General features: G+C 65.3%; 20 protein-coding genes and 2 riboswitches. Of the genes, 9 read left to right on the top strand and 11 right to left on the bottom strand.

What is annotated here, in order from left to right; all coding sequences use genetic code 11:
• Positions 1-87: 87 nt before the first annotated feature.
• The 6 genes from dxs to ACZ52D_RS07085 all read right to left on the bottom strand — a co-directional run bounded on the left by dxs (position 88) and on the right by ACZ52D_RS07085 (position 5,471).
• The gene (gene dxs / locus ACZ52D_RS07060) at positions 88-2,016 is read right to left on the bottom strand and encodes a 1-deoxy-D-xylulose-5-phosphate synthase (protein WP_464442971.1); all 1,929 of its coding nucleotides are present in this window, start codon (positions 2,014-2,016) and stop codon (positions 88-90) included.
• Between the two features lie 50 nt (positions 2,017-2,066).
• On the bottom strand, positions 2,067-2,951 hold the full coding sequence (locus ACZ52D_RS07065) for a polyprenyl synthetase family protein (protein ID WP_464442972.1): 885 nt from the start codon (positions 2,949-2,951) through the stop codon (positions 2,067-2,069).
• 3 nt (positions 2,952-2,954) lie between these two features.
• Complete coding sequence (locus ACZ52D_RS07070; protein ID WP_222454543.1) at positions 2,955-3,197, bottom strand: exodeoxyribonuclease VII small subunit; 243 nt, start codon at positions 3,195-3,197, stop codon at positions 2,955-2,957.
• Complete coding sequence (locus ACZ52D_RS07075) at positions 3,194-4,132, bottom strand: histone deacetylase family protein (protein WP_464442973.1); 939 nt, start codon at positions 4,130-4,132, stop codon at positions 3,194-3,196. Before ACZ52D_RS07075 ends, ACZ52D_RS07070 begins: the two co-directional genes overlap by 4 nt.
• Before the next feature lie 128 nt (positions 4,133-4,260).
• Positions 4,261-4,956: a response regulator gene (locus tag ACZ52D_RS07080; protein ID WP_369929965.1), complete on the bottom strand. Its 696-nt coding sequence runs from the start codon at positions 4,954-4,956 to the stop codon at positions 4,261-4,263.
• A gap of 11 nt (positions 4,957-4,967) precedes the next feature.
• Entirely contained in the window at positions 4,968-5,471 is a 504-nt protein-coding gene (locus ACZ52D_RS07085; RefSeq protein WP_369929964.1) for a MarR family winged helix-turn-helix transcriptional regulator, read from the bottom strand.
• Positions 5,472-5,631: 160 nt separating this feature from the next.
• On the opposite strand from ACZ52D_RS07085, the gene ACZ52D_RS07090 reads away from it, so the two are divergent.
• From ACZ52D_RS07090 to ACZ52D_RS07100, 3 genes are all read left to right on the top strand, one after another.
• Positions 5,632-6,498 (top strand): branched-chain amino acid aminotransferase, encoded by an 867-nt coding sequence (locus tag ACZ52D_RS07090; RefSeq protein ID WP_417475412.1) that lies wholly within the window; start codon positions 5,632-5,634, stop codon positions 6,496-6,498.
• 120 nt (positions 6,499-6,618) lie between these two features.
• Positions 6,619-7,092, top strand: coding sequence for an MgtC/SapB family protein (locus tag ACZ52D_RS07095; protein WP_222454538.1), 474 nt, complete (start codon positions 6,619-6,621; stop codon positions 7,090-7,092).
• 122 nt (positions 7,093-7,214) lie between these two features.
• Positions 7,215-8,771, top strand: coding sequence for an alkaline phosphatase D family protein (locus ACZ52D_RS07100; RefSeq protein ID WP_464442974.1), 1,557 nt, complete (start codon positions 7,215-7,217; stop codon positions 8,769-8,771).
• On the opposite strand, the gene ACZ52D_RS07105 is transcribed toward ACZ52D_RS07100, so the two are convergent.
• The gene (locus ACZ52D_RS07105) at positions 8,740-9,612 is read right to left on the bottom strand and encodes a LysR substrate-binding domain-containing protein (RefSeq protein ID WP_464442975.1); all 873 of its coding nucleotides are present in this window, start codon (positions 9,610-9,612) and stop codon (positions 8,740-8,742) included. The genes ACZ52D_RS07100 and ACZ52D_RS07105 overlap by 32 nt on opposite strands.
• 102 nt (positions 9,613-9,714) lie before the next feature.
• Here ACZ52D_RS07105 and ACZ52D_RS07110 point away from each other — a divergent pair, with 102 nt between their 5' ends.
• Positions 9,715-10,413, top strand: a complete 699-nt coding sequence (locus ACZ52D_RS07110; protein ID WP_464442976.1) for an SDR family oxidoreductase — start codon at positions 9,715-9,717, stop codon at positions 10,411-10,413.
• A 33-nt stretch (positions 10,414-10,446) separates the two neighbouring features.
• Here ACZ52D_RS07110 and ACZ52D_RS07115 read toward each other — a convergent pair whose 3' ends face one another.
• Both ACZ52D_RS07115 and ACZ52D_RS07120 read right to left on the bottom strand, forming a co-directional pair.
• The gene (locus tag ACZ52D_RS07115; protein ID WP_464442977.1) at positions 10,447-11,382 is read right to left on the bottom strand and encodes a DMT family transporter; all 936 of its coding nucleotides are present in this window, start codon (positions 11,380-11,382) and stop codon (positions 10,447-10,449) included.
• Positions 11,383-11,490: 108 nt separating this feature from the next.
• Positions 11,491-12,126 (bottom strand): cation efflux transmembrane domain-containing protein, encoded by a 636-nt coding sequence (locus ACZ52D_RS07120; protein ID WP_222454533.1) that lies wholly within the window; start codon positions 12,124-12,126, stop codon positions 11,491-11,493.
• A 73-nt stretch (positions 12,127-12,199) separates the two neighbouring features.
• On the opposite strand from ACZ52D_RS07120, the gene ACZ52D_RS07125 reads away from it, so the two are divergent.
• On the top strand, positions 12,200-12,616 hold the full coding sequence (locus ACZ52D_RS07125; RefSeq protein ID WP_417475417.1) for a MerR family transcriptional regulator: 417 nt from the start codon (positions 12,200-12,202) through the stop codon (positions 12,614-12,616).
• A gap of 44 nt (positions 12,617-12,660) precedes the next feature.
• Here ACZ52D_RS07125 and aroC read toward each other — a convergent pair whose 3' ends face one another.
• Entirely contained in the window at positions 12,661-13,764 is a 1,104-nt protein-coding gene (gene aroC / locus ACZ52D_RS07130) for a chorismate synthase (RefSeq protein ID WP_222454531.1), read from the bottom strand.
• Positions 13,765-13,935: 171 nt separating this feature from the next.
• Positions 13,936-14,027, top strand: a riboswitch (TPP riboswitch).
• 32 nt (positions 14,028-14,059) lie between these two features.
• Here aroC and thiB point away from each other — a divergent pair.
• The 3 genes from thiB to ACZ52D_RS07145 are packed head-to-tail and all read left to right on the top strand — an operon-like array spanning position 14,060 to position 17,248.
• On the top strand, positions 14,060-15,037 hold the full coding sequence (gene thiB, locus ACZ52D_RS07135) for a thiamine ABC transporter substrate binding subunit (RefSeq protein WP_464442978.1): 978 nt from the start codon (positions 14,060-14,062) through the stop codon (positions 15,035-15,037).
• Positions 15,013-16,569 (top strand): ABC transporter permease family protein, encoded by a 1,557-nt coding sequence (locus ACZ52D_RS07140; RefSeq protein ID WP_464442979.1) that lies wholly within the window; start codon positions 15,013-15,015, stop codon positions 16,567-16,569. The genes thiB and ACZ52D_RS07140 overlap by 25 nt, the downstream gene beginning before the upstream one ends.
• Entirely contained in the window at positions 16,556-17,248 is a 693-nt protein-coding gene (locus ACZ52D_RS07145; protein WP_464442980.1) for a thiamine ABC transporter ATP-binding protein, read from the top strand. Before ACZ52D_RS07140 ends, ACZ52D_RS07145 begins: the two co-directional genes overlap by 14 nt.
• Here the strand turns inward: ACZ52D_RS07145 and ACZ52D_RS07150 are convergent.
• Positions 17,245-17,682: a 6,7-dimethyl-8-ribityllumazine synthase gene (locus ACZ52D_RS07150; RefSeq protein WP_464442981.1), complete on the bottom strand. Its 438-nt coding sequence runs from the start codon at positions 17,680-17,682 to the stop codon at positions 17,245-17,247. The two genes, ACZ52D_RS07145 and ACZ52D_RS07150, sit on opposite strands and share 4 nt — an antisense overlap.
• 78 nt (positions 17,683-17,760) lie before the next feature.
• A riboswitch (FMN riboswitch) is annotated at positions 17,761-17,910 on the bottom strand.
• A 164-nt stretch (positions 17,911-18,074) separates the two neighbouring features.
• Here ACZ52D_RS07150 and ACZ52D_RS07155 point away from each other — a divergent pair.
• Positions 18,075-18,677 carry a glutathione S-transferase gene (locus ACZ52D_RS07155; RefSeq protein ID WP_464442982.1) on the top strand — a complete coding sequence of 201 codons (603 nt, stop codon included), beginning with the start codon at positions 18,075-18,077 and terminating at the stop codon, positions 18,675-18,677.
• Positions 18,678-18,880 lie beyond the last annotated feature (203 nt).

Raw genomic sequence — 18,880 nt, forward strand, 5'->3', positions numbered from 1 at the left:
ACGGAATGATTTATGCGGCATTCAATCCAAATTCAGACAAGACCGCACCCGAAGCAAAGCCGGGTGCGGGTGCCACCAACCCAGATCTCAGGCGCGTTTTTCACCCAAGGTGGCGATGCCCAGCACCTCCAGCACCTTGGCCTCGATCTGCGGCGCGTTCATCGCGGCCACGTCATACATGTCCGCCGGGCTGGCCTGGTCGATGAAGATATCCGGCAGCACCATCGAGCGGTACTTGAGGCCCGTGTCAAAGACGCCTTCCTCTGCCAGAAGCTGCGCGACATGCGAGCCGAAACCGCCCACGGCCCCCTCTTCGATGGTGATCAGCGCTTCGTGGTCGGCGGCCAGTTGCAGGATCAACTCGCGGTCCAGCGGCTTGGCAAAGCGGGCATCGGCGATGGTCGGCGTGATGCCCTTGGCGGCCAGCGCCTCGGCGGCCTTGCGGACCTCGCCCAGACGGGTGCCAAAGGACAGCAGCGCCACGCGCTTGCCCTGCTGCACCATCCGCCCCTTGCCGATCTCCAGCACCTGCGGCTGCTCCGGCATCTCGACGCCTTCGCCCTCGCCACGCGGATAGCGGAACGCAATCGGCCCGTCGTCATGGGCCGCAGCGGTAGCGACCATGTGAACCAGCTCGGCCTCGTCGGCGGCGGCCATCACCACCATGCCCGGCAGGTTGGCCATGAAGGCGATGTCGAAACTACCCGCATGCGTGGCGCCATCTGCGCCGACCAGCCCAGCCCGGTCGATGGCAAAGCGCACCGGCAGCCGCTGGATCGCCACGTCATGCACAACCTGATCGTAGCCGCGCTGCAGGAAGGTGGAATACATCGCGCAGAAAGGCTTCATCCCGCCTGCCGCAAGGGCGGCCGAGAAGGTAACGCCGTGCTGTTCGGCGATGCCCACGTCGAAGGTGCGGGAGGGGTAGCGCTCGGCCATCAGGTTCAGCCCGGTGCCATCGGGCATCGCCGCAGTCACCGCACAGATCTTGTCGTCCTGCGCGGCGAGCTTCACCAGCGTATTGCCGAAAACAGACGTATAGGAAGGCGCGTTGGAGGGCGCTTTTTTCTGCTCGCCGGTCACCATGTCGAACTTGGCAGTGGCATGGCCCTTGTCACGGGCGCGCTCGGCAGGGCCATACCCCTTGCCCTTCTTGGTCAGCACATGGATCAGGATCGGGCCGGTCGCGCGCGCCTTCACCGTGCGCAGTACCGGCAGCAGCTGGTCCATGTCGTGGCCGTCGATCGGACCCAGGTAGGAGAACCCGAGCGCTTCGAACAGCGTGCCCCCCACTGCCATGCCCTTCAGCATGTCCTTGGCGCGCTTGGCGCCTTCACGGAAGGGTTCCGGCAGCAGCGAAACTGCGCCCTTGGCGGCGGCCTTCAGTTCCTGGAACGGCTCACCCGCGTAGAGGCGCGACAGGTAAGAGGACAGCGCCCCGACCGGCGGTGCGATCGACATTTCATTATCGTTCAGGATCACGATCAGCCGCTTGCCCAGATGGCCTGCATTGTTCATCGCCTCGAACGCCATGCCCGCCGACATCGAGCCATCACCGATCACCGCGATGGCATCGCCGTTGCCCTCGGGGATCACACCGCCAAGGTCGCGCGCCACGGCAAAGCCAAGCGCAGCGCTGATCGAGGTGGAGCTGTGGGCAGCGCCGAAGGGATCATAAGGCGACTCGGAGCGCTTGGTGAAACCGCTCAGCCCGCCCTTCATCCGCAGCGTGCGGATGCGGTCACGGCGGCCCGTCAGGATCTTGTGGGGATAGCACTGGTGGGAGACATCCCAAATCACCTTGTCCCGCGGGGTGTCAAAGACCGCATGCAATGCCGTGGTCAACTCCACCACGCCAAGCCCCGCACCCAGATGGCCGCCGGTGACAGAGACCGCAGAGATGGTTTCCTGCCGCAGTTCCTGCGCCACCTGGGTCAGCTGGGCGTCGGTCAGCCCCTTCAGATCGGCCGGACGGCTGATCTGGTCAAGAAGCGGAGTATGGGGCCGTTCGGACATGGTGCCTCCTTGGGCTGCGGGCCGCCCCGCGGGGAGCGTTGCGCGCTGGGTTAGCTGTCGCGCGAGATAACGAAGCGCGCGGCTTCCTTCAAGGTTTCCGCCTCGGCGCCATAGGGGGCCAGGGCGGCGCAGGCCTCCTCGCACAATGCCTTGGCACGCGATTTTGCCGCATCCAGCCCAAGCAGCGACACGAAGGTCGCCTTGCCAGCCTCTGCATCCTTGCGCACGGCCTTGCCAACCTTATCCGCGTCGCCCTCCACATCCAGGATGTCATCCGCGATCTGGAAGGCAAGCCCCAGCGCCGTCGCATATTGGCGCAAGCGCGCGGGATCATCGCCCGCAAGCACGGCGCCGGCGGTGGCCGACCATTCGATCAGGCAGCCGGTTTTGCGGCTTTGCAGCAAGGTGATCTGGTCTAGCGTCAGCGGCGCCTCGGCGGTCTCGGCGGCGATATCCAGCATCTGCCCCGACACCATGCCATCCTTGCCCGAAGCCAGCGCCAGTCCTCGGATCAGCGGCAACGCCTGCGGTCCCAGCGCCGGGTCGGCCAGCAGTTCAAAGGCAAAGCACTGCAGGCTATCGCCTGCCAGCACGGCCATGGCCTCGTTCCATTTGCGGTGCACCGTAGGCTGGCCGCGGCGCAGGTCGTCGTCATCCATGCAAGGCAGATCGTCATGCACCAGAGAATAGGCGTGGATACATTCGATCGCCAACGCCGCCTGTAACGCGGCGGCATGCGGCACGCCGTGCAGCCGGGCGCTTTCCAACACCAGGAAGCCGCGCAGCATCTTGCCGCCGGTGATCGCGTAACGCATCGCGGCGTGCAGCTCGTCGCCACCGGCCAGCTGCGCCTCCATATGGGCGGTGATCGCGGCCTGGGCCTGTTTCAGCGCCTGCGCAAAGGGGCGCGCCTGAATGTCTGCGGCGGCGTTCATGGCTCAGCCGGCGTCCAGCGGCTGGGTGCCCTTGGGGGTGCCGTTGGCATCCAGAGTGATGGCAGCGACCTTTTCCTCGGCGCGCTTCAGCTCGTCCTCGCAGCGTTTCTTCAGCTCGGCGCCGCGCTCGTACAGCGCGATCGACGCATCCAGCGCCACGTCGCCGCGCTCCAGCTGGTCCACCACGCCCTCCAGCTCACGCATTGCCTGTTCAAAGCTCATCTGGTCCACAGGGGTCTCTGTCATGCCGGTGCCCTTATCAATTCTTCCACATGTGCGCGCGCTGCCGCGGCAAGCGCGTTCAGATCATATCCGCCCTCCAAAGTCGAGACGATACGGCCGCCGCAGAGCTCTGCCGCCAGTGCGCACAGCTGTGCCGTCAACCAGGCGAAATCGGCGGTGCTCCAGTTCAGATTGGCGAGCGGGTCGTCCTGATGGGCATCGAAACCGGCGGATATGATGATCAGCTCCGGCCGGAAGGCGCGCAGGCGGGGAAACGCCTGCCCCTCATAGGCCGCCTGCATCTCTGCCCGGCCCGACTCCGGTGGCAGCGGCAGGTTCAGGATCTGGCCGTGGGCGCCGTCTTCATCGGCGCGGCCGCTGCCCGGCCACAGCGGCATCTGCTGGCTGGTGATCACCAGCGCGCGCGGCTCGTCCCACAACAGATCCTGGGTGCCATTGCCGTGGTGGACGTCGAAATCCACCACCGCCACGCGGTCAAGCCCGTGATGGTCCAGCGCGTGTTTTGCCGCCAGCGCCGCATTGCCAAACAGGCAAAACCCCATGGCGGTGTCGGTTTCGGCGTGATGGCCCGGCGGGCGCACCGCGGCAAAAGCGTTCTGTACTTCGCCGCCCAAAACCATGTCGACGCCACGCACCACGGCACCTGCCGCGCGAAATGCCGCGTCCAGCGAACCCGGCGACAGGAAGGTGTCGCCATCGATCTGCGCCCAGCTTTCCGCCGGAGAGGCCCGTCGCAACCCCGCCAGATAGGCCGCCGGATGAATGCGCAGGATGTCGTCTTCGGCCGCCATCGGGGCGGTGACACGCTTCAGCTCCAATGGCTCCAGCGCATGCAGCACATGCTCCAGCCGGGCCACTCGTTCGGGATGGCCCTCCGGGGTGACGTGGTTCAGGCAATCGGCGTGGGTGATCAGGGCAGTGGTTGGGGCGGCGGTCATCAACTGGGTCCTCCTGCGGCCAGGTCTGGGGCGAGCCTAGGAGGCGGCAGGCGACAGCTGCAAGCGGTTTTGCCGGACACGGCCCCGGACCGGACAGGATTTGCCGAAGAAGCGAAAAGCGGCGCGGATCAGTCCGGCGCGAGCATGTAGCCGGCACCGCGCACCGTTTGCAGATATTGCGGCTGTTTCGGGTTCGGCTCGATCTTGCGGCGCAGGCGGGTGATCTGCACATCCACCGCGCGCTCCTGCGCCTGGCCGCGGTCGCGGCCCAGATCCTCGACCAGCTTGGAGCGGCTGACGGGCTCGCCGGGCTGCGCCGAGAAGATCCGCATCAGTTGGCTTTCGGTGGCAGTCAAGCGGATCAGCTCCTCACCCTGCCACATTTCGCCGCGCTCGATATCATAGCGGATGGTCCCGAGATGGAGTACCTTGGGCGCACTATCCTGTGCCGTGGTGTCCGGGATGCGCCTCAGGATCGCATTGACCCGCAAAAGCAGCTCCTTTGGTTCGAAGGGCTTGGGCAGGTAATCATCCGCCCCCGCCTCCAACCCGGCGATCCGGTCCTCTGTCTCGCCCTTGGCGGTCAGCAGCAGCACCGGCGTCGTCATCTTTTCGCGCAGGTCACGGGTCAGCGAAATGCCGTCCTCGCCCGGCATCATGACGTCCATAATGATAAGGTCGAACTCGAGCCCCGCCAGCACCCGGCGGGCATGCGCCCCATCGCGCGCCGCAGTTACCAGAAAACCTGCCCGCATCAGGAATTTCTTCAGCAAACCACGGATGCGTTCATCATCGTCGACGATCAGCAGGTGGGCATCGCTCATGGTGTGGCCTTTCAGTCCCGAAGCTTGGCATAGGCGCGGCGCATGTCCGCATCCATCATCGCCTCCAGCACCTTCTTGAAGCCCTGCACCGCCTCCGGCCCGGCCTCCTTGTAGGCGGCGCGCATCCGGGCGCGCTGCGCATCCGAAAGCTTGGCCTCCAGCGCCTCGCCTTCCTCGGTGAGGTAGAGGTGCCGCTCACGCTTGTCCAATTCCCCAACCTTGCTGATCACCAACCCGTCACCGATCAACGTGCGCAGCACCCGGTTGAGCGACTGTTTGGTCACCCCAAGGATGCTGAGAAGGTTGTTCACCGTGGTTCCCGGCGAGCGGCTGATGAAATGGATGGCCCGGTGGTGCGCCCGACCGTAGGCCAGCTCGGCCAGGATCCGGTCCGGATCCGCAGTGAAGCCCCGATAGGCAAAGAACATCGCCTCGATGCCCTGGCGCAGCTGCTCGTCGGTCAGAAACAACAGGCTGGATCCGCCGTGTCCCTGCCCTGATCGCCCTTCCGGCATATGTCTTCCCTCGTCTGAACTTCCCGGCAGTTTATGTCAGCCTTGTTGACATTCCAAGGGTGAAGATGTATCGAATCTCAGCTTTGGCGCAAGATTGTGACCGCAACGGCCCTAAATTGCGCAACTATTGAAAATACTGCAAGGTGTAGGAGGCTGCGGCATGGCTGGCTATGACGACCGGGATGGTCTGATCTGGATGGATGGAGAATTGGTCGAATGGCGGGATGCCAAGGTGCATATCCTGACCCATGCGATGCACTATGCCTCTTCCGTGTTCGAGGGTGAGCGCGCCTACAACGGCAAGATCTTCAAGAGCCGCGAGCACTCCGAACGGTTGATCGCCAGCGCCGAGGCGCTGGACATTCCGATGCCCTACACCGTCGACCAGATCGAGGCTGCCAAGGAAGAGACCCTGAAAGCCTCCGGCCTGCAGGACGCCTATGTGCGGGCGCTGGTCTGGCGCGGCTCGGGCGAGGACATGGGCGTGGCCTCGGCAAGGAACCCCGTGCGCATGGCCATCGCGGTCTGGGGCTGGGGTGCCTATTATGGCGACGCCAAGATGAAAGGCGCCAAGCTGGACATCGCGGAGTGGAAACGCCCGAGCCCGGAGACCATCCCGGTGCATGCCAAGGCGGCCGGTCTCTACATGATCTGCACCATTTCCAAGCACAAGGCCGAAGCCAAGGGGTGCTCGGATGCGCTGTTCATGGACTACCGCGGCTACGTGGCCGAGGCGACCGGTGCGAATGTATTCTTCGTCAAGGACGGCGAAGTCCACACGCCGCTGGCTGATTGCTTCCTCAACGGGATCACGCGTCAGACCGTGATCCAGATGCTGAAAGACAAGGGCATCACCGTGCATGAGCGCCACATCATGCCCGAGGAGATGGAAGGTTTCGAGCAGTGCTGGCTGACCGGCACCGCCGCCGAAGTCACCCCGGTGGGCGAGATCGGCCCCTACAAGTTCGAAGTCGGTGCGCTGACCCGCGAGATCGCCGCAGACTACGAAAAGCTGGTACGCGCCTGAGCCGCCGCCAGTCTCTGGAATTACCGAACCCCCGCCACTGCGCGGGGGTTTTTCGTTGCCCGAACCTCCGAATGCTGCAACCCTGCCCTTTGCCCCGAACAGTGGCGCAGGGAGAACACGGTGGAACACGACACGGCATATGTCAGCTATCTGGAACTGGGCTTGCGGCTGTTGTGTGCGGCGGTTGCCGGAGCCATCATGGGATTGGACCGGGAGCTGCGCGAGCGTCGGGTCGGGATGCGGACCTACATGATCGTGGCGCTCGGCTCGGCCGGTTTCACGCTTATCACCATGGAATTGTCCCTCGAGGCGCTGCAATTCGAGATGGGATCGGACCCGACCCGCATCATGCAGGGGCTGGTGGGGGCAATCGGTTTTCTGGGGGCCGGAGCAATCATCCAGGGCAAACAGAGCGTCGGGGGCATGGCAACCGCGGCCAGCCTGTGGGTGGCGGGTGCCGTCGGTATGGCCTCCGGGCTTGGCTACTACGTCCATGCGCTGATGCTCTCGGTGATCGCTGCAGGAATTCTGGCGCTCAGCCACGTGATGGACAAACGGGGCAGTGCCGACCGGCCGGATCTGGACGGCGAGTGACGATCTGACACGCGCTCCGTCGCAAAAGATTTGCGATAGTTTCATCGGACTGAAGAGCAGCAGTTACAGTTCGCCTCCAAGACGCGCTCACCTATCCCTTTCCTTTTCGACAGGTGAGCTTCATGTCTTCAATTCGTTTTCCGCGTCCGACCCGCCGCGCCTTTCTGGCGGGCGGCACCGCCTTCGCGACCTCTCTGGCGCTGCCCGCAATTTCCCGCGCCGCCGCCCGGCCGCAGTTCACGCATGGGGTGCAGTCCGGCGATGTCGACGCCACTTCCGGCATGATCTGGACCCGCACCGACCGTCCGGCGAAAGTCATGATGGAGGTCTCCACCACCGAAAGCTTCGCCAACGCCCGCCAGCTGGCACCGATGAGCGCGCTGCCCAACCACGACATGGCCGTGAAGCGCCTGGTCGACGGTCTCCCCTCGGATCAGGACATCTTCTACCGCTTTGTGGCGGCGGATCTGAATGACATCAACGCCGTGTCCGAACCCGTCGTGGGCCGGTTCCGCACCGCCCCCTCGGCGCGTCGTGACGTGCGGTTTGCCTGGTCGGGCGACACGGCCGGCCAGGGCTGGGGCATCGATGATGACGGCATGGCCACCTATGCCACCATGGCGCAGCACCGCCCCGATTTTTTCATCCACTCCGGTGACACCATCTATGCCGACGGGCCGATGCAGGACGAGGTCGAAAAGGACGGCCAGCTGATCTGGAAAAACACCACGCTGATCGATGAAAAGCGCAAGGTGGCCGAAACCCTGGACGAGTTCCGCGGCCAGTGGAAATACAACCTGCTGGACGAGCACGTACGCGCGATGAACGCGGTCTGCCCGACCTTCATGCAGTGGGACGACCACGAGGTGGTGAACAACTGGTCCTCCTCGCGCAGCCTGATGGAGGATGACCGCTACTCCGAGAAATCCATCCATGTTCTGCAGGCCCGCGCCACCCGCGCCTTCCACGAAATGACGCCGCTGCGCATCACCCCGTCCGAGCCGGGGCGCGTCTACCGCAAGATTTCTTACGGTCCGATGCTGGACGTGTTTTTCCTGGATCTGCGCAGCTATCGCGGGCCCAATACCGAGAACCTGCAGGCCGAGCTGACGGACGAAAGCCGCATACTGGGTGCCGAGCAGATGGCCTGGCTCAAGCGTGAGCTGGCCAATTCCGATGCCACCTGGAAAGTTATTGCCTCCGACATGCCGATCGGCCTGGTGGTCGGCGGCGGCCAGGAGGCAATCGGCAACGGCGACAACGGCAGCGCCAAGGGGCGCGAGCTGGAGATCGGCGAACTCTTGCGCTTCATCAAGACCGCCAAGATCCACAACACCGTCTGGTTCACCGCCGACGTGCATTACACCGCCGCGCATTACTACAACCCCGACAAGGCCGCCTTCCAGGAGTTCGAACCGTTCTGGGAATTTGTCTCCGGGCCGCTGCATGCGGGCACCTTCGGCCCCAATGACCTCGACATGACCTTCGGGCCGGAGGTCAAGTACATCAAGGCACCGACCGAGCAGCAGGGCCAGAACCTGCCGCCCTCGATGGGGCTGCAGTTCTTTGGCCTGGTGGACATCGACGGTGCCACCCAGCAGATGAAGGTGCGGCTGATGGACCGCGCCGACAAGGAGCTGTGGAGCGTCACGCTGGATCCGGTCGGCGCGTCGATCTGATCCCGGGCTGCGCCAGCAGCCAGTCAACCACCGCTTTGGTCCGGCCATCCGTGCCGGGCCAAAGCACATGGAACCCCAGATCGTCCTGCGGCGGTGCCTGCCACAGGATCCTCAGCGGCTGCGCGCCCAGAAAGATCCGCGGCACCAGCGCGATGCCCTGGCCGTTCAGCGCTGCATCCATCGCCAGCGCGGTCTGATTGAACTGAAGCAACCGCCCGGTGGTGGCCAGCCCCGCCTGCCGCAGCAGCCGGTCCCAGTGCCGGTGCCCGTCCTGTATCAGCGTCATTCGCGCCAGATCCGCAAGGTCCGGCGAATCTCCCAGTGTCAGAGCCGCATCTGCCGCCGCCACTGCGACCAGCTCCACCGGTGCCAGCAGCGCGGACTGCAAGCCGGCCTCCCGCGGTCTGGCCCCCTGGCGGATGGCGATATCGATGCCGTCACGCTTGAAATCTGTCAGGCTTTCCTCCGCCACCACCCGCAGGTCAAGATCCGGATGGGCAGCCTCGAACTCCGGCAACCTGGGTACCAGCCACTTGGCCGCAAACGAAGGCGGCACCGACAGGGTGACCCGCTGCACCGTCGGCGCCAACTTGTCGGTCGCATCGCGGATCAGCGCCAGCGCCTGGCGCACCGGCGCGTGATAGCTGCGCCCCGTATCGGTCAGCGTCAGTCCACGGGCGTGACGGTGGAACAGCTTATGCCCCAAATCGGCCTCCAGCCGCCGCACCTGCTGCGCTACCGCGCCCTGGGTTAGGTGCAGCTCTTCGGCCGCGCGGCCGAAATTCAGGTGGCGGGCAGCGGCATCAAACATCCGCAAGGCATTCAGATTGGGCAGGCGCATCGGGGTTCAGCCAGTAGATTTTCTACAGCCTTGCGCGATGAGACATGATTGGTCAAGCGCCCGCGCCCGCATCATGCTGTGGGCAGCAGAAGGAGTAACACCATGACCAAGACAGCCCTGTTCACCGCCGCCGGCAGCGGCATGGGCGCCGACGCGGCCCGCCACCTGCACGCCCAAGGCTACGAGGTGGCGATCCTGTCCTCCTCCGGCAAGGGCGAAGCCCTGGCCGAAGAGCTGGGCGGCATCGGCCATACAGGTTCTAACCTCGTGCAAAAAGACCTGCAGGCGCTAGTGGACAAGGCGATGGGTCGCTGGGGGCGGATCGACGTGCTGGTCAATTCGGCCGGCCATGGCCCCAAGGGCGATGTGCTGGAAATCAGCGATGACGACTGGCATCTGGGGATGGAATACTACTTGATGAACGTGATCCGTCCGACCCGCCTGGTGGCGCCGATCATGGCGGCGCAGGGCAAGGGGTCGATCATCAACATCTCGACCTTTGCGGCGTTTGAACCCGATCCGCTGTTTCCGACCTCGGGTGTTTTCCGGGCCGGTCTGGCCAGTTTCACCAAGCTCTTCGCGGACAAATATGCCGCAAAAGGCGTGCGGATGAACAACGTGCTGCCCGGTTTCATCGACAGCCTGCCCGAGACCGAGGACCGCAAGGCGCGGATCCCGATGGGCCGCTACGGCACTGCCCGCGAAGTCTCGGCGCTGATTGCGCATCTTGCCTCGGACGAGGCTGCCTATACCACCGGGCAGAACATTCGCATCGACGGCGGGCTGACCCGCGCGGTCTAGGCGAAAGCGGCGAATATGCCTTGTTAGAGCCTGTTATCCGCCCTTGGGATCGATCATCGGCTTGGCCTTGCCCCGCTGAAGGCCAAGCCGGTGCTCGCGCCAGATCACCAACGCATTGCCCGCCACGACCAAGGCGGCCCCTGCCAGCATCACCAACGTCGGCCACTCGTTGAACCAGACATAACCGATAATGATGGCAAAGATCATCGAGGCGTAGTCATAAGGCGCCAGCATCGAGGCCGGGGCAAACCGGTAGGAGGAGGTGACCAGGATCTGCGCCACCCCGCCGACCAGCCCGGCCGAGACCAGCAGCGCCAGCACGCGCGGCTCCGGCATCACCCAGCCGAACGGCGCGGTCAGCAGTGCCAGCACCGAGGCCGTGAGCGAGAAATAGAACACGATGGCGGCGGTATGCTCCGACTGCACCATGCGGCGGATGTGGATTTGCACGAAGCCGCGCGCCACCGTCGCTGCGACGACCAGCAGCACCCCCAGCATGGCGCCATCCTCCAGATCGCCGCCGAGCCGTGGCCAGATCATGATCAGAACTCCCAGCAGGCCGATGGCAACCGCGGTGATCCGCACCATGCGGATGGTCTCGCCCAGAAACAGCGCTGCCAGGATCAGGGTGAAGATCGGCGTGGCATAGCCGATTGCGGTGACCTCGGGCAGCGGCAGCAACGCCAGCCCCATGAAGGTCATCGCCATCGCCGATGTCCCCACCAGCCCGCGCCAGACATGGTACATCGGCCGCTTGGTGATCAGCCCGTGCCGCAGCTCGCCCCGCGCGGCCAGCCAGACCACGATCACCGGGATCGCGAAGAAGGAGCGGAAGAACACCGCTTCGCCTGCGGGCACATGCGCAGAGGTGGCCTTGATGATCCCGGACAGGGCGGTGAACAGCGCGATGGCCAGTACCTTCAACAGGACTGCCAGCACAGGTCGATGCGATGTTAACGGTTTTGCCATGGCGCGACCCTGCGCCCAAGCGCCGCAAAGATCAATGGGCTGATTGCGCCCCGGCGGCCGATCGTGCGGTCTGCGCCCCGCCGCAGGCGTCGGCGCAGACCGTGGGCGTCAGTGCTGATGCGCGGCCTGCACCGCCTCGCTGCGCCATTCCTTCAGCGCCTGCATCAGGATCTGAAAGGCGGAGCTGAGGAACAGGCCGCCCATGATACCGGCCACGATCAGGTCGGGCCAGCCGCTGGCCGTGCCCCAGACCCCCAGTGCCGCGATCATCACCGCGACGTTGCCGATGGCGTCATTGCGCGAACACAGCCAGACCGAGCGCACATTGGCATCCCCGTCCTTGTAGCGTGCCAGCAGCATGACCGAGATCAGGTTGGCCGCCAGCGCCATGAACCCGATCCCGCCCATCACATGCGCCTGCGGCACGCCGATGTAGAACACCTGATAGATGGTCGAGCCGAACACCCACAGCCCCATCAACAGCAGGCTGACGCCCTTGCCCAGGGCCGCAAGCGCGCGGGTGCGCAGGGAGGCGCCGATCACCGCCAGTGAAATGCCATAGGTCAGCGCATCGCCGAGGAAATCCAGCGCGTCCGCCTTCAGCGCCTGGCTGCCGGACAGCTGGCCTGCCCCCATCTCCACCGCGAACATGCCCGCGTTGATGGCGATCACCGCCCATAGCCTGCGTTTGTAGTCCGCCGAGACCCCGTCGAATTTTGCTTCGTGATTGCAGCAGCCTGCCATTTCTCTTGTCCTCGTTCTTGATTCGAGGTCAACCTAAGTGCTCTAGTCACTAGAGCTTCAAGAGGGGCTTCGCATGTTTTCCATCGGCCAGCTGTCCAAGGCAACGGGCGTGAAGGTGCCCACCATCCGCTATTACGAGGAGATCGGCCTGCTGCCGCAGCCGGGCCGCAACGCCGGCAACCAGCGCCGTTATGGGCAGGACGGGATGGATGCGCTGGGGTTCATCAAACATGCCCGCGACCTCGGCTTTTCGCTGGAGGACATCAGGGCGCTGATGGGGCTGGATGGACAGCTGGGCGAGGATTGTGCCGAAGCCGACCGCATCGCCCGCAGCCAGTTGGCCAACGTTCGTGACCGCATCCGCAAATTGGAACAGCTGGCGACCGAGCTGGAGCGGATCAGCCACCTGTGCGACGGCGGCAACGGTGGCTGCTGCAAGGTGCTGACGGCGCTTGGCGATCACAGCCAATGCGCCACCGAACACGGCTAGACGGCTCGGAGCTGCTGGAAAGCTCCCTTGTTAGAGCCTGAGAGTCAGCCGATACGGCCCTGATTCTCGCCGATCTGGCCACGGTGCAGCAGCAGGTGGTCCAGAATCACGCAAGCCATCATCGCCTCCGCCACCGGCACCGCGCGGATGCCGACGCAGGGGTCGTGGCGGCCCTTAGTGATGACCTCGGTGGCGGTGCCATCCTTGCGGATCGACTGGCGCGGAGTGAGGATCGAGGAGGTCGGCTTGACCGCGAAACGCACCACCACGTCCTGCCCGGTGGAAATGCCGCCAAGAATGCCGCCGGCATGGTTCGAGGAATAGACCGGCGCGCCGTCATTGCCCATGAAGATCTCGTCGGCGTTCTCCGATCCCTTTAGCCGGGCGGCGTTCATGCCCTCGCCGATCTCGACGCCCTTCACCGCGTTGATCGACATCATCGCCGCGGCCAGATCAGTGTCCAGCTTGCCGTAAATCGGTGCGCCAATGCCTGCGGGCACGCCGCGCGCGACCACCTCGACGACCGCGCCGACCGAGTCATGCGCCTTGCGCAGGCCCTGCAGATAGTCTTCCCAGTCCTGCACGGCCCCGGCATCCGGGATCCAGAAATCGTTCTGGTCGATCGCATCCCAGTCGAACCGGCTGCGGTCGATTTCCATCTCGCCCATCCGGGTCATGTAGCCCTTGATCTCCAGACCAGGCACCAGTGTCTTGATTGCTTCACGTGCAACACCGCCCGCCGCAACCCGCGCCGCGGTTTCGCGCGCCGAGGACCGGCCGCCGCCGCGGTAGTCGCGGTTGCCGTATTTCTGGAAATAGGTGATGTCGGCGTGGCCCGGACGGAAGGTCTGCGCGATCTCGCCATAGTCCTTTGAGCGCTGGTCGGTGTTCTCGATCATCAGCTGGATCGGCGTGCCGGTGGATTTGCCCTCGAACACGCCGGACAGGATCTTCACCGCGTCGGGTTCATTGCGCTGGGTGGTGTTCTTGTTCTGCCCCGGACGGCGCTTGTCCAGCCACTGCTGCAGCATTTCCGGCTCCAACGGGACGTTCGGCGGGCACCCGTCGACGGTAGCGCCAAGCGCGGGCCCGTGGCTTTCGCCCCAGGTGGTAACGCGGAAGAGGTGTCCAAAGCTGTTCATCGACATCGGGAAGGGTCTCCTTTGGGCCGTGCTTAGCGGGCGGGGGGCGCTCTCTCAAGGGGTTTCCTGCTGCGGCACAGGCGACCGGCACCGACCCCGGCGGCTCCGCCGGGATTTGGCGGCGCAAGACAGGCGGCGGAGTTTGCCTTGTCATTGCGGCGTACGGGGAATACTCTGCGCGCCACCTCGGGGTGCGCGCAGGCGCTGAGATGACACCCGTTGAACCTGAACCGGATCACACCGGCGGAGGGAAGGTACTGGACAGCCTCCACCCTTGCCCAAAGCCGCAAAGGAGGATGGCATGAAACATCTTGCATTTGCAGCGGGACTGCTGGGCGCCTCGGCAGCCTTTGCCGACACGCCCGAACTCACCGTTTATACCTATGACAGCTTCGTCTCCGAATGGGGCCCCGGCCCGGCCGTCGAGAAGGCGTTCGAGGAAGTCTGCGGCTGCGACCTGAAACTGGTCGGCGCAGGCGATGGCGCGGCACTGCTTGCGCGCATCAAGCTGGAGGGCGCACGATCCGAGGCCGACGTGGTTCTGGGCTTGGACACCAACCTGACCGCCGCTGCCAAGGCGACCGGCCTGTTCGCCGAGCATTCGGTCAGCGCCGACTACAGCCTGCCGGTTGAGTGGAACGACGCGACCTTTGTGCCCTACGACTGGGGCTACTTCGCCTTTGTCCACAACGCTGATGCCGCGGCGCCTGCCGATTTCAAGGCGCTGGCCGCCAGCGACAAGAAGATCGTGATCCAGGATCCGCGCTCCTCGACCCCCGGTCTGGGTCTGCTGATGTGGGTCAAGGCGGCCTACGGCGATGAAGCCCCCGCGATCTGGGAAGGGCTGGCCGACAACGTGGTGACGGTGACCAAGGGCTGGTCCGAAGCCTACGGCATGTTCCTGGAGGGCGAAGCCGACATGGTGCTCTCCTACACCACCTCTCCGGCCTATCACCTGATTGCCGAAGAAGACGGCACCAAGGCGGCTGCCGCGTTTGACGAGGGCCATTACATGCAGGTCGAAGTGGCCGGCAAGCTGGCTGGCTCCGACCAGTCGGAACTGGCCGACCAGTTCCTCGACTTCATGGTCTCCGATGCCTTCCAGTCGATCATCCCGACCACCAACTGGATGTACCCTGCCGTGACCCCGGCGGAGGGTCTTCCCAAAGGGTTTGAGACCCTGGCACAGCCGACCAAGTCGCTGCTGCTGTCCGAGGACGAGGCCGCCGCCGTGCGGGATACGGCGCTGGACGAATGGCTGAACGCGCTCAGCCAATAAGGGCAACGGCCGGGATCGGCGCGGCGCTTCTGGTTGCGGCGCTGATCCTGGGCACCCTCGCGGCGGTGGCCCTCAGGGCAGAAACCGGCAGCGGCCTTGCGACCAGTGACTGGTCCGCGCTGCGCTTTACCCTGACACAGGCCAGCCTGTCCGCGCTGCTGAGCGTCGGCCTCGCCATCCCGGTGGCCCGCGCGCTGGCGCGGCGGCGCTTTGCCGGGCGGCGGCTGCTGATCGCGCTTCTGGGCGCGCCGTTCATCCTGCCGGTGATCGTGGCGATCCTCGGTCTGCTGGCGGTGTTCGGACGCGCAGGCTGGCTGAGCGCGTTGCTGGGTCTGTTCGGGCTGGAGCCGGTGCAGATCTACGGGCTCCACGGGGTGGTGCTGGCACATGTCTTTTTCAACCTGCCGCTGGCCACCCGGCTGATCCTGCAGGGCTGGCAGGAAATACCGGCCGAGCGCTTCCGCCTCGCCGCCCAGCTGGATGCCGGACCGCTGGCGATGTGGCGGCTGCTGGAGGCGCCGATGCTGCGCCGCGTCGCCCCGGGCGCGCTGGCGGTGGTTTTTGCCATCTGCCTTTCCAGCTTTGCGGTGGCGCTGACGCTGGGCGGCGGACCGCGGGCCACCACGATTGAGCTCGCGATCTATCAGGCTTTCCGCTTTGATTTCGACCTTGGCCGCGCCGCACTTCTGTCGGGTCTGCAACTCGTGCTCACCGGTGCCGCTGCGCTTGTGGCGCTGCGGGTCTCGACGGGCAAGGGTTTCGGTGCCGGACTGGACCGCGCGGTGCAGCGCTGGGACGGCCAAAGCGCCCTCGCGCGCGGGCTGGATGCGGGCTGGATCCTGCTGGCCGCTGCCTTTCTGCTGCTGCCGCTGGCCGCGATCGTGCTGGCCGGGCTGCCGGGGTTGGCCACGCTGAAAAGCTCTATCTGGCAGGCGGCGGGCAATTCGGTTCTGGTGGCGGCGCTCAGCACCGCGTTGCTGCTGGTGCTGGCGCTGCCGATGGCTGCTGCGGCGGCGGCCGGGCGCGGAAGGCTGGCGGAGCTCTCTGGAATTCTCGGGCTTGCGGCCTCGCCACTGGTGATCGGCACCGGGCTGTTCATCGTGATCTACCCGTTCGCCAGCCCGTTTGCTCTGGCCCTGCCGGTCACGGCTTTGGTGAATGCGGTGATGGCGCTGCCCTTTGCGATGCGCATCCTGACGCCGCGCGCGCAGGAAGTGCTGGGGCGCTACGGCCGCCTGTCACTGTCGCTGGACATGCGCGGCTGGCATTTCGTGCGCCACGTGTACCTGCCCCGGATGCGAGCGCAGACCGGATTTGCCGCGGGGCTTGCGGCGGCGCTGTCGATGGGCGATCTCGGCGTGGTGGCGCTGTTTGCCGACCCGGAATTTGCCACCCTGCCGCTGCAGATCTACCGGCTGATGGGGGCCTACCGGATGGAGGCGGCGGCGGCAGCCGCGCTCTTGCTGCTGACGCTGTCGATGGGTGCCTTCTGGATACTGGACCGCGGAGGCCGCTGGCATGCTGAAACTTGAAGATTGCCGGATCCTGAACGGCGGCTACGCGGTGGAGGCGGATCTGGAGATCCAAGCAGGCAGCTGCACCGCGGTGATCGGCCCGTCGGGCGCAGGCAAGTCCACGCTGGTGGAGGCGATCGCAGGCTTTCTGCCGCTGACCCGTGGCAAGATCCGCTGGCAGGGCACGGACATGGCCGACCAGCCGCCGGGCAAGCGGCCTGTGGCGATGCTGTTTCAGGACGGAAACCTGTTTCCGCATCTGAGCGCAGCGCAGAACGTGGGCCTGGGTCTGCGCGCCAGCCTGCGGCTGTCAGATGAGGACTGGCAGAAGGTGGAGGCCGCGCTGGCGCGGGTCGGCCTTTCTGGAATGGGCGCGCGCAAGCCCGCGGCCCTGTCCGGCGGCCAGCAAAGCCGGGTGGCTTTGGCAAGGGTGCTGGTGCAGGGGCGCGATATCCTGCTGCTGGATGAACCCTTTGCCGCGCTTGGCCCCGCCCTGAAGGCCGAGATGCTGGATCTTGTGGCAGAGCTGGCGCACGAAAGCGGAGCCACGGTGTTGATGGTCAGCCATGAGCCTGCAGATGCCCGCCGCATCGCGGATCAGGTGGTGCTGGTGGCGGAGGGCCGCGCCCATCCGCCACAGCCGACGGCAGAGTTGCTGGACAACCCGCCGCCGACCCTCAAGGCCTATCTGGGCTAGGCGGCCAGCGCCGCCTTGCGGGTTTCGGTGATCATCAGCGCGGCGCGCGCGGCTTCGCGGCCCTTTTCCACGAAATGATCGCGGTAGATCGCCATGTGGTGGTCGGTCTCCTGGAAATGATGCGGCGTCAGCGACACCGACAGCACCGGCACGCCGGTGTCCATGCCGGCCCGCATCAGCCCGTCGACCACGGCCTGCGCGACGAAGTCATGCCGGTAGATGCCACCGTCGACCACCAGCGCGGCACAGGCAACCGCAGCGTATTTGCCGGTCTTGGCCAGCTCCTGCGCCAACAGCGGCATCTCGAATGCGCCGGGCACATCAAAGACGTCGATCTGCTCAGCCGGGATCAGCTGCTGGAACCCCTCCAGCGCGCGGTCGACGATATCAGTATGCCATTGGGCCTTGATGAAGGCATAGCGGGTGTGTGTCATATCGTAATCTCCATAGGTTCTGACACGTCACCCAAGGCGATCACGGACAGACGGGCGCACCTCTGGCGTCGCCCTTCTGCACGTTCTCTTTCATCCGGACTGTGACCGTCGGCTCTGGTGTCGCACCAGATCTGCTGACACTTCCGACATCCGGAAGCCGCTCGCGGGCTTGCGGGATCTCGCCCGCTTACCGCCGGTGGGGAATTCCGCCCCGCCCTGAGAACGCGGTGAACCTGCCAGCCTTTGCGACCCGACGCAAGAGCCGGCGGACAGTCGCCCGGCGCCACACGCCTTTTGCAAAAAGTCTTGCCAAATGTTTTGCGAAACTCTTGGGTAACTAGGGTCAGCGGTGCAATGCCCGCACGGCAGCGGATACGGCAGAGGAGACCGGCATGAAACTCTATGCAGCGGCGGCGTCGCCCTTTGTGCGCAAGGTCATGGTGGTCCTGCATGAGACCGGGCAGCTGGACTCCGTTGAAATCGTGCCGGTGGTCACCTCGCCGGTGCAGCCCAGCGGCGCGGTGCAGGCCAGCAACCCGCTGGCCAAGATCCCGGCGCTGGAGCGCGGCGACGGCCCGGCGCTCTATGACAGTCGGGTGATCTGTGCCTATCTGGACCAGCGCGCGGGCGGGCGGCTGTACAACCGCGGCTGGGAGAGCAAGATCCTGGAAGCCACCGCCGACGGCATCATGGATGCGGCGGTGCTGATGTCCTATGAAAAACGGCTGCGGCCGCAGGACAAACAGTGGGACGGCTGGCTGGACGCGCAGCTGGACAAGGTTCTGGGCGGCTGCGCGGCGCTGAACGCCCGCTGGATGAGCCACCTGCAGGGGCCGCTGGACATCGGCCAGATCGCCGTAGGCTGCGCGCTTGGCTATGTCGATTTCCGCCACCCCGACGCAGGTTGGCGCAACGGAAACCCGGCGCTCGCGCAGTGGTATGCTGCCTTCGAATCGCGCCCCAGCATGCAGGCCACCCAACCGCGCGACGCCTGATTAACAAAACCTTGCCGCACACGGGGCCATTCGGCCCCGGCCCGGCGCCCCAGTGTGGCATTGTCACACGCGCGTGACAGAAAGTTGTACGTGCGGCTTTCTGCGCGCCTATGACCGCTGGACGAACGCCCTTTGCCCCGCTAGATACGCGCCAGAGTCACCGCGAGCGATCGCGGTGCATGCGCATGTTTGCCCTAAACGGG

This window comes from Leisingera sp. S2M4, from assembly GCF_055398055.1.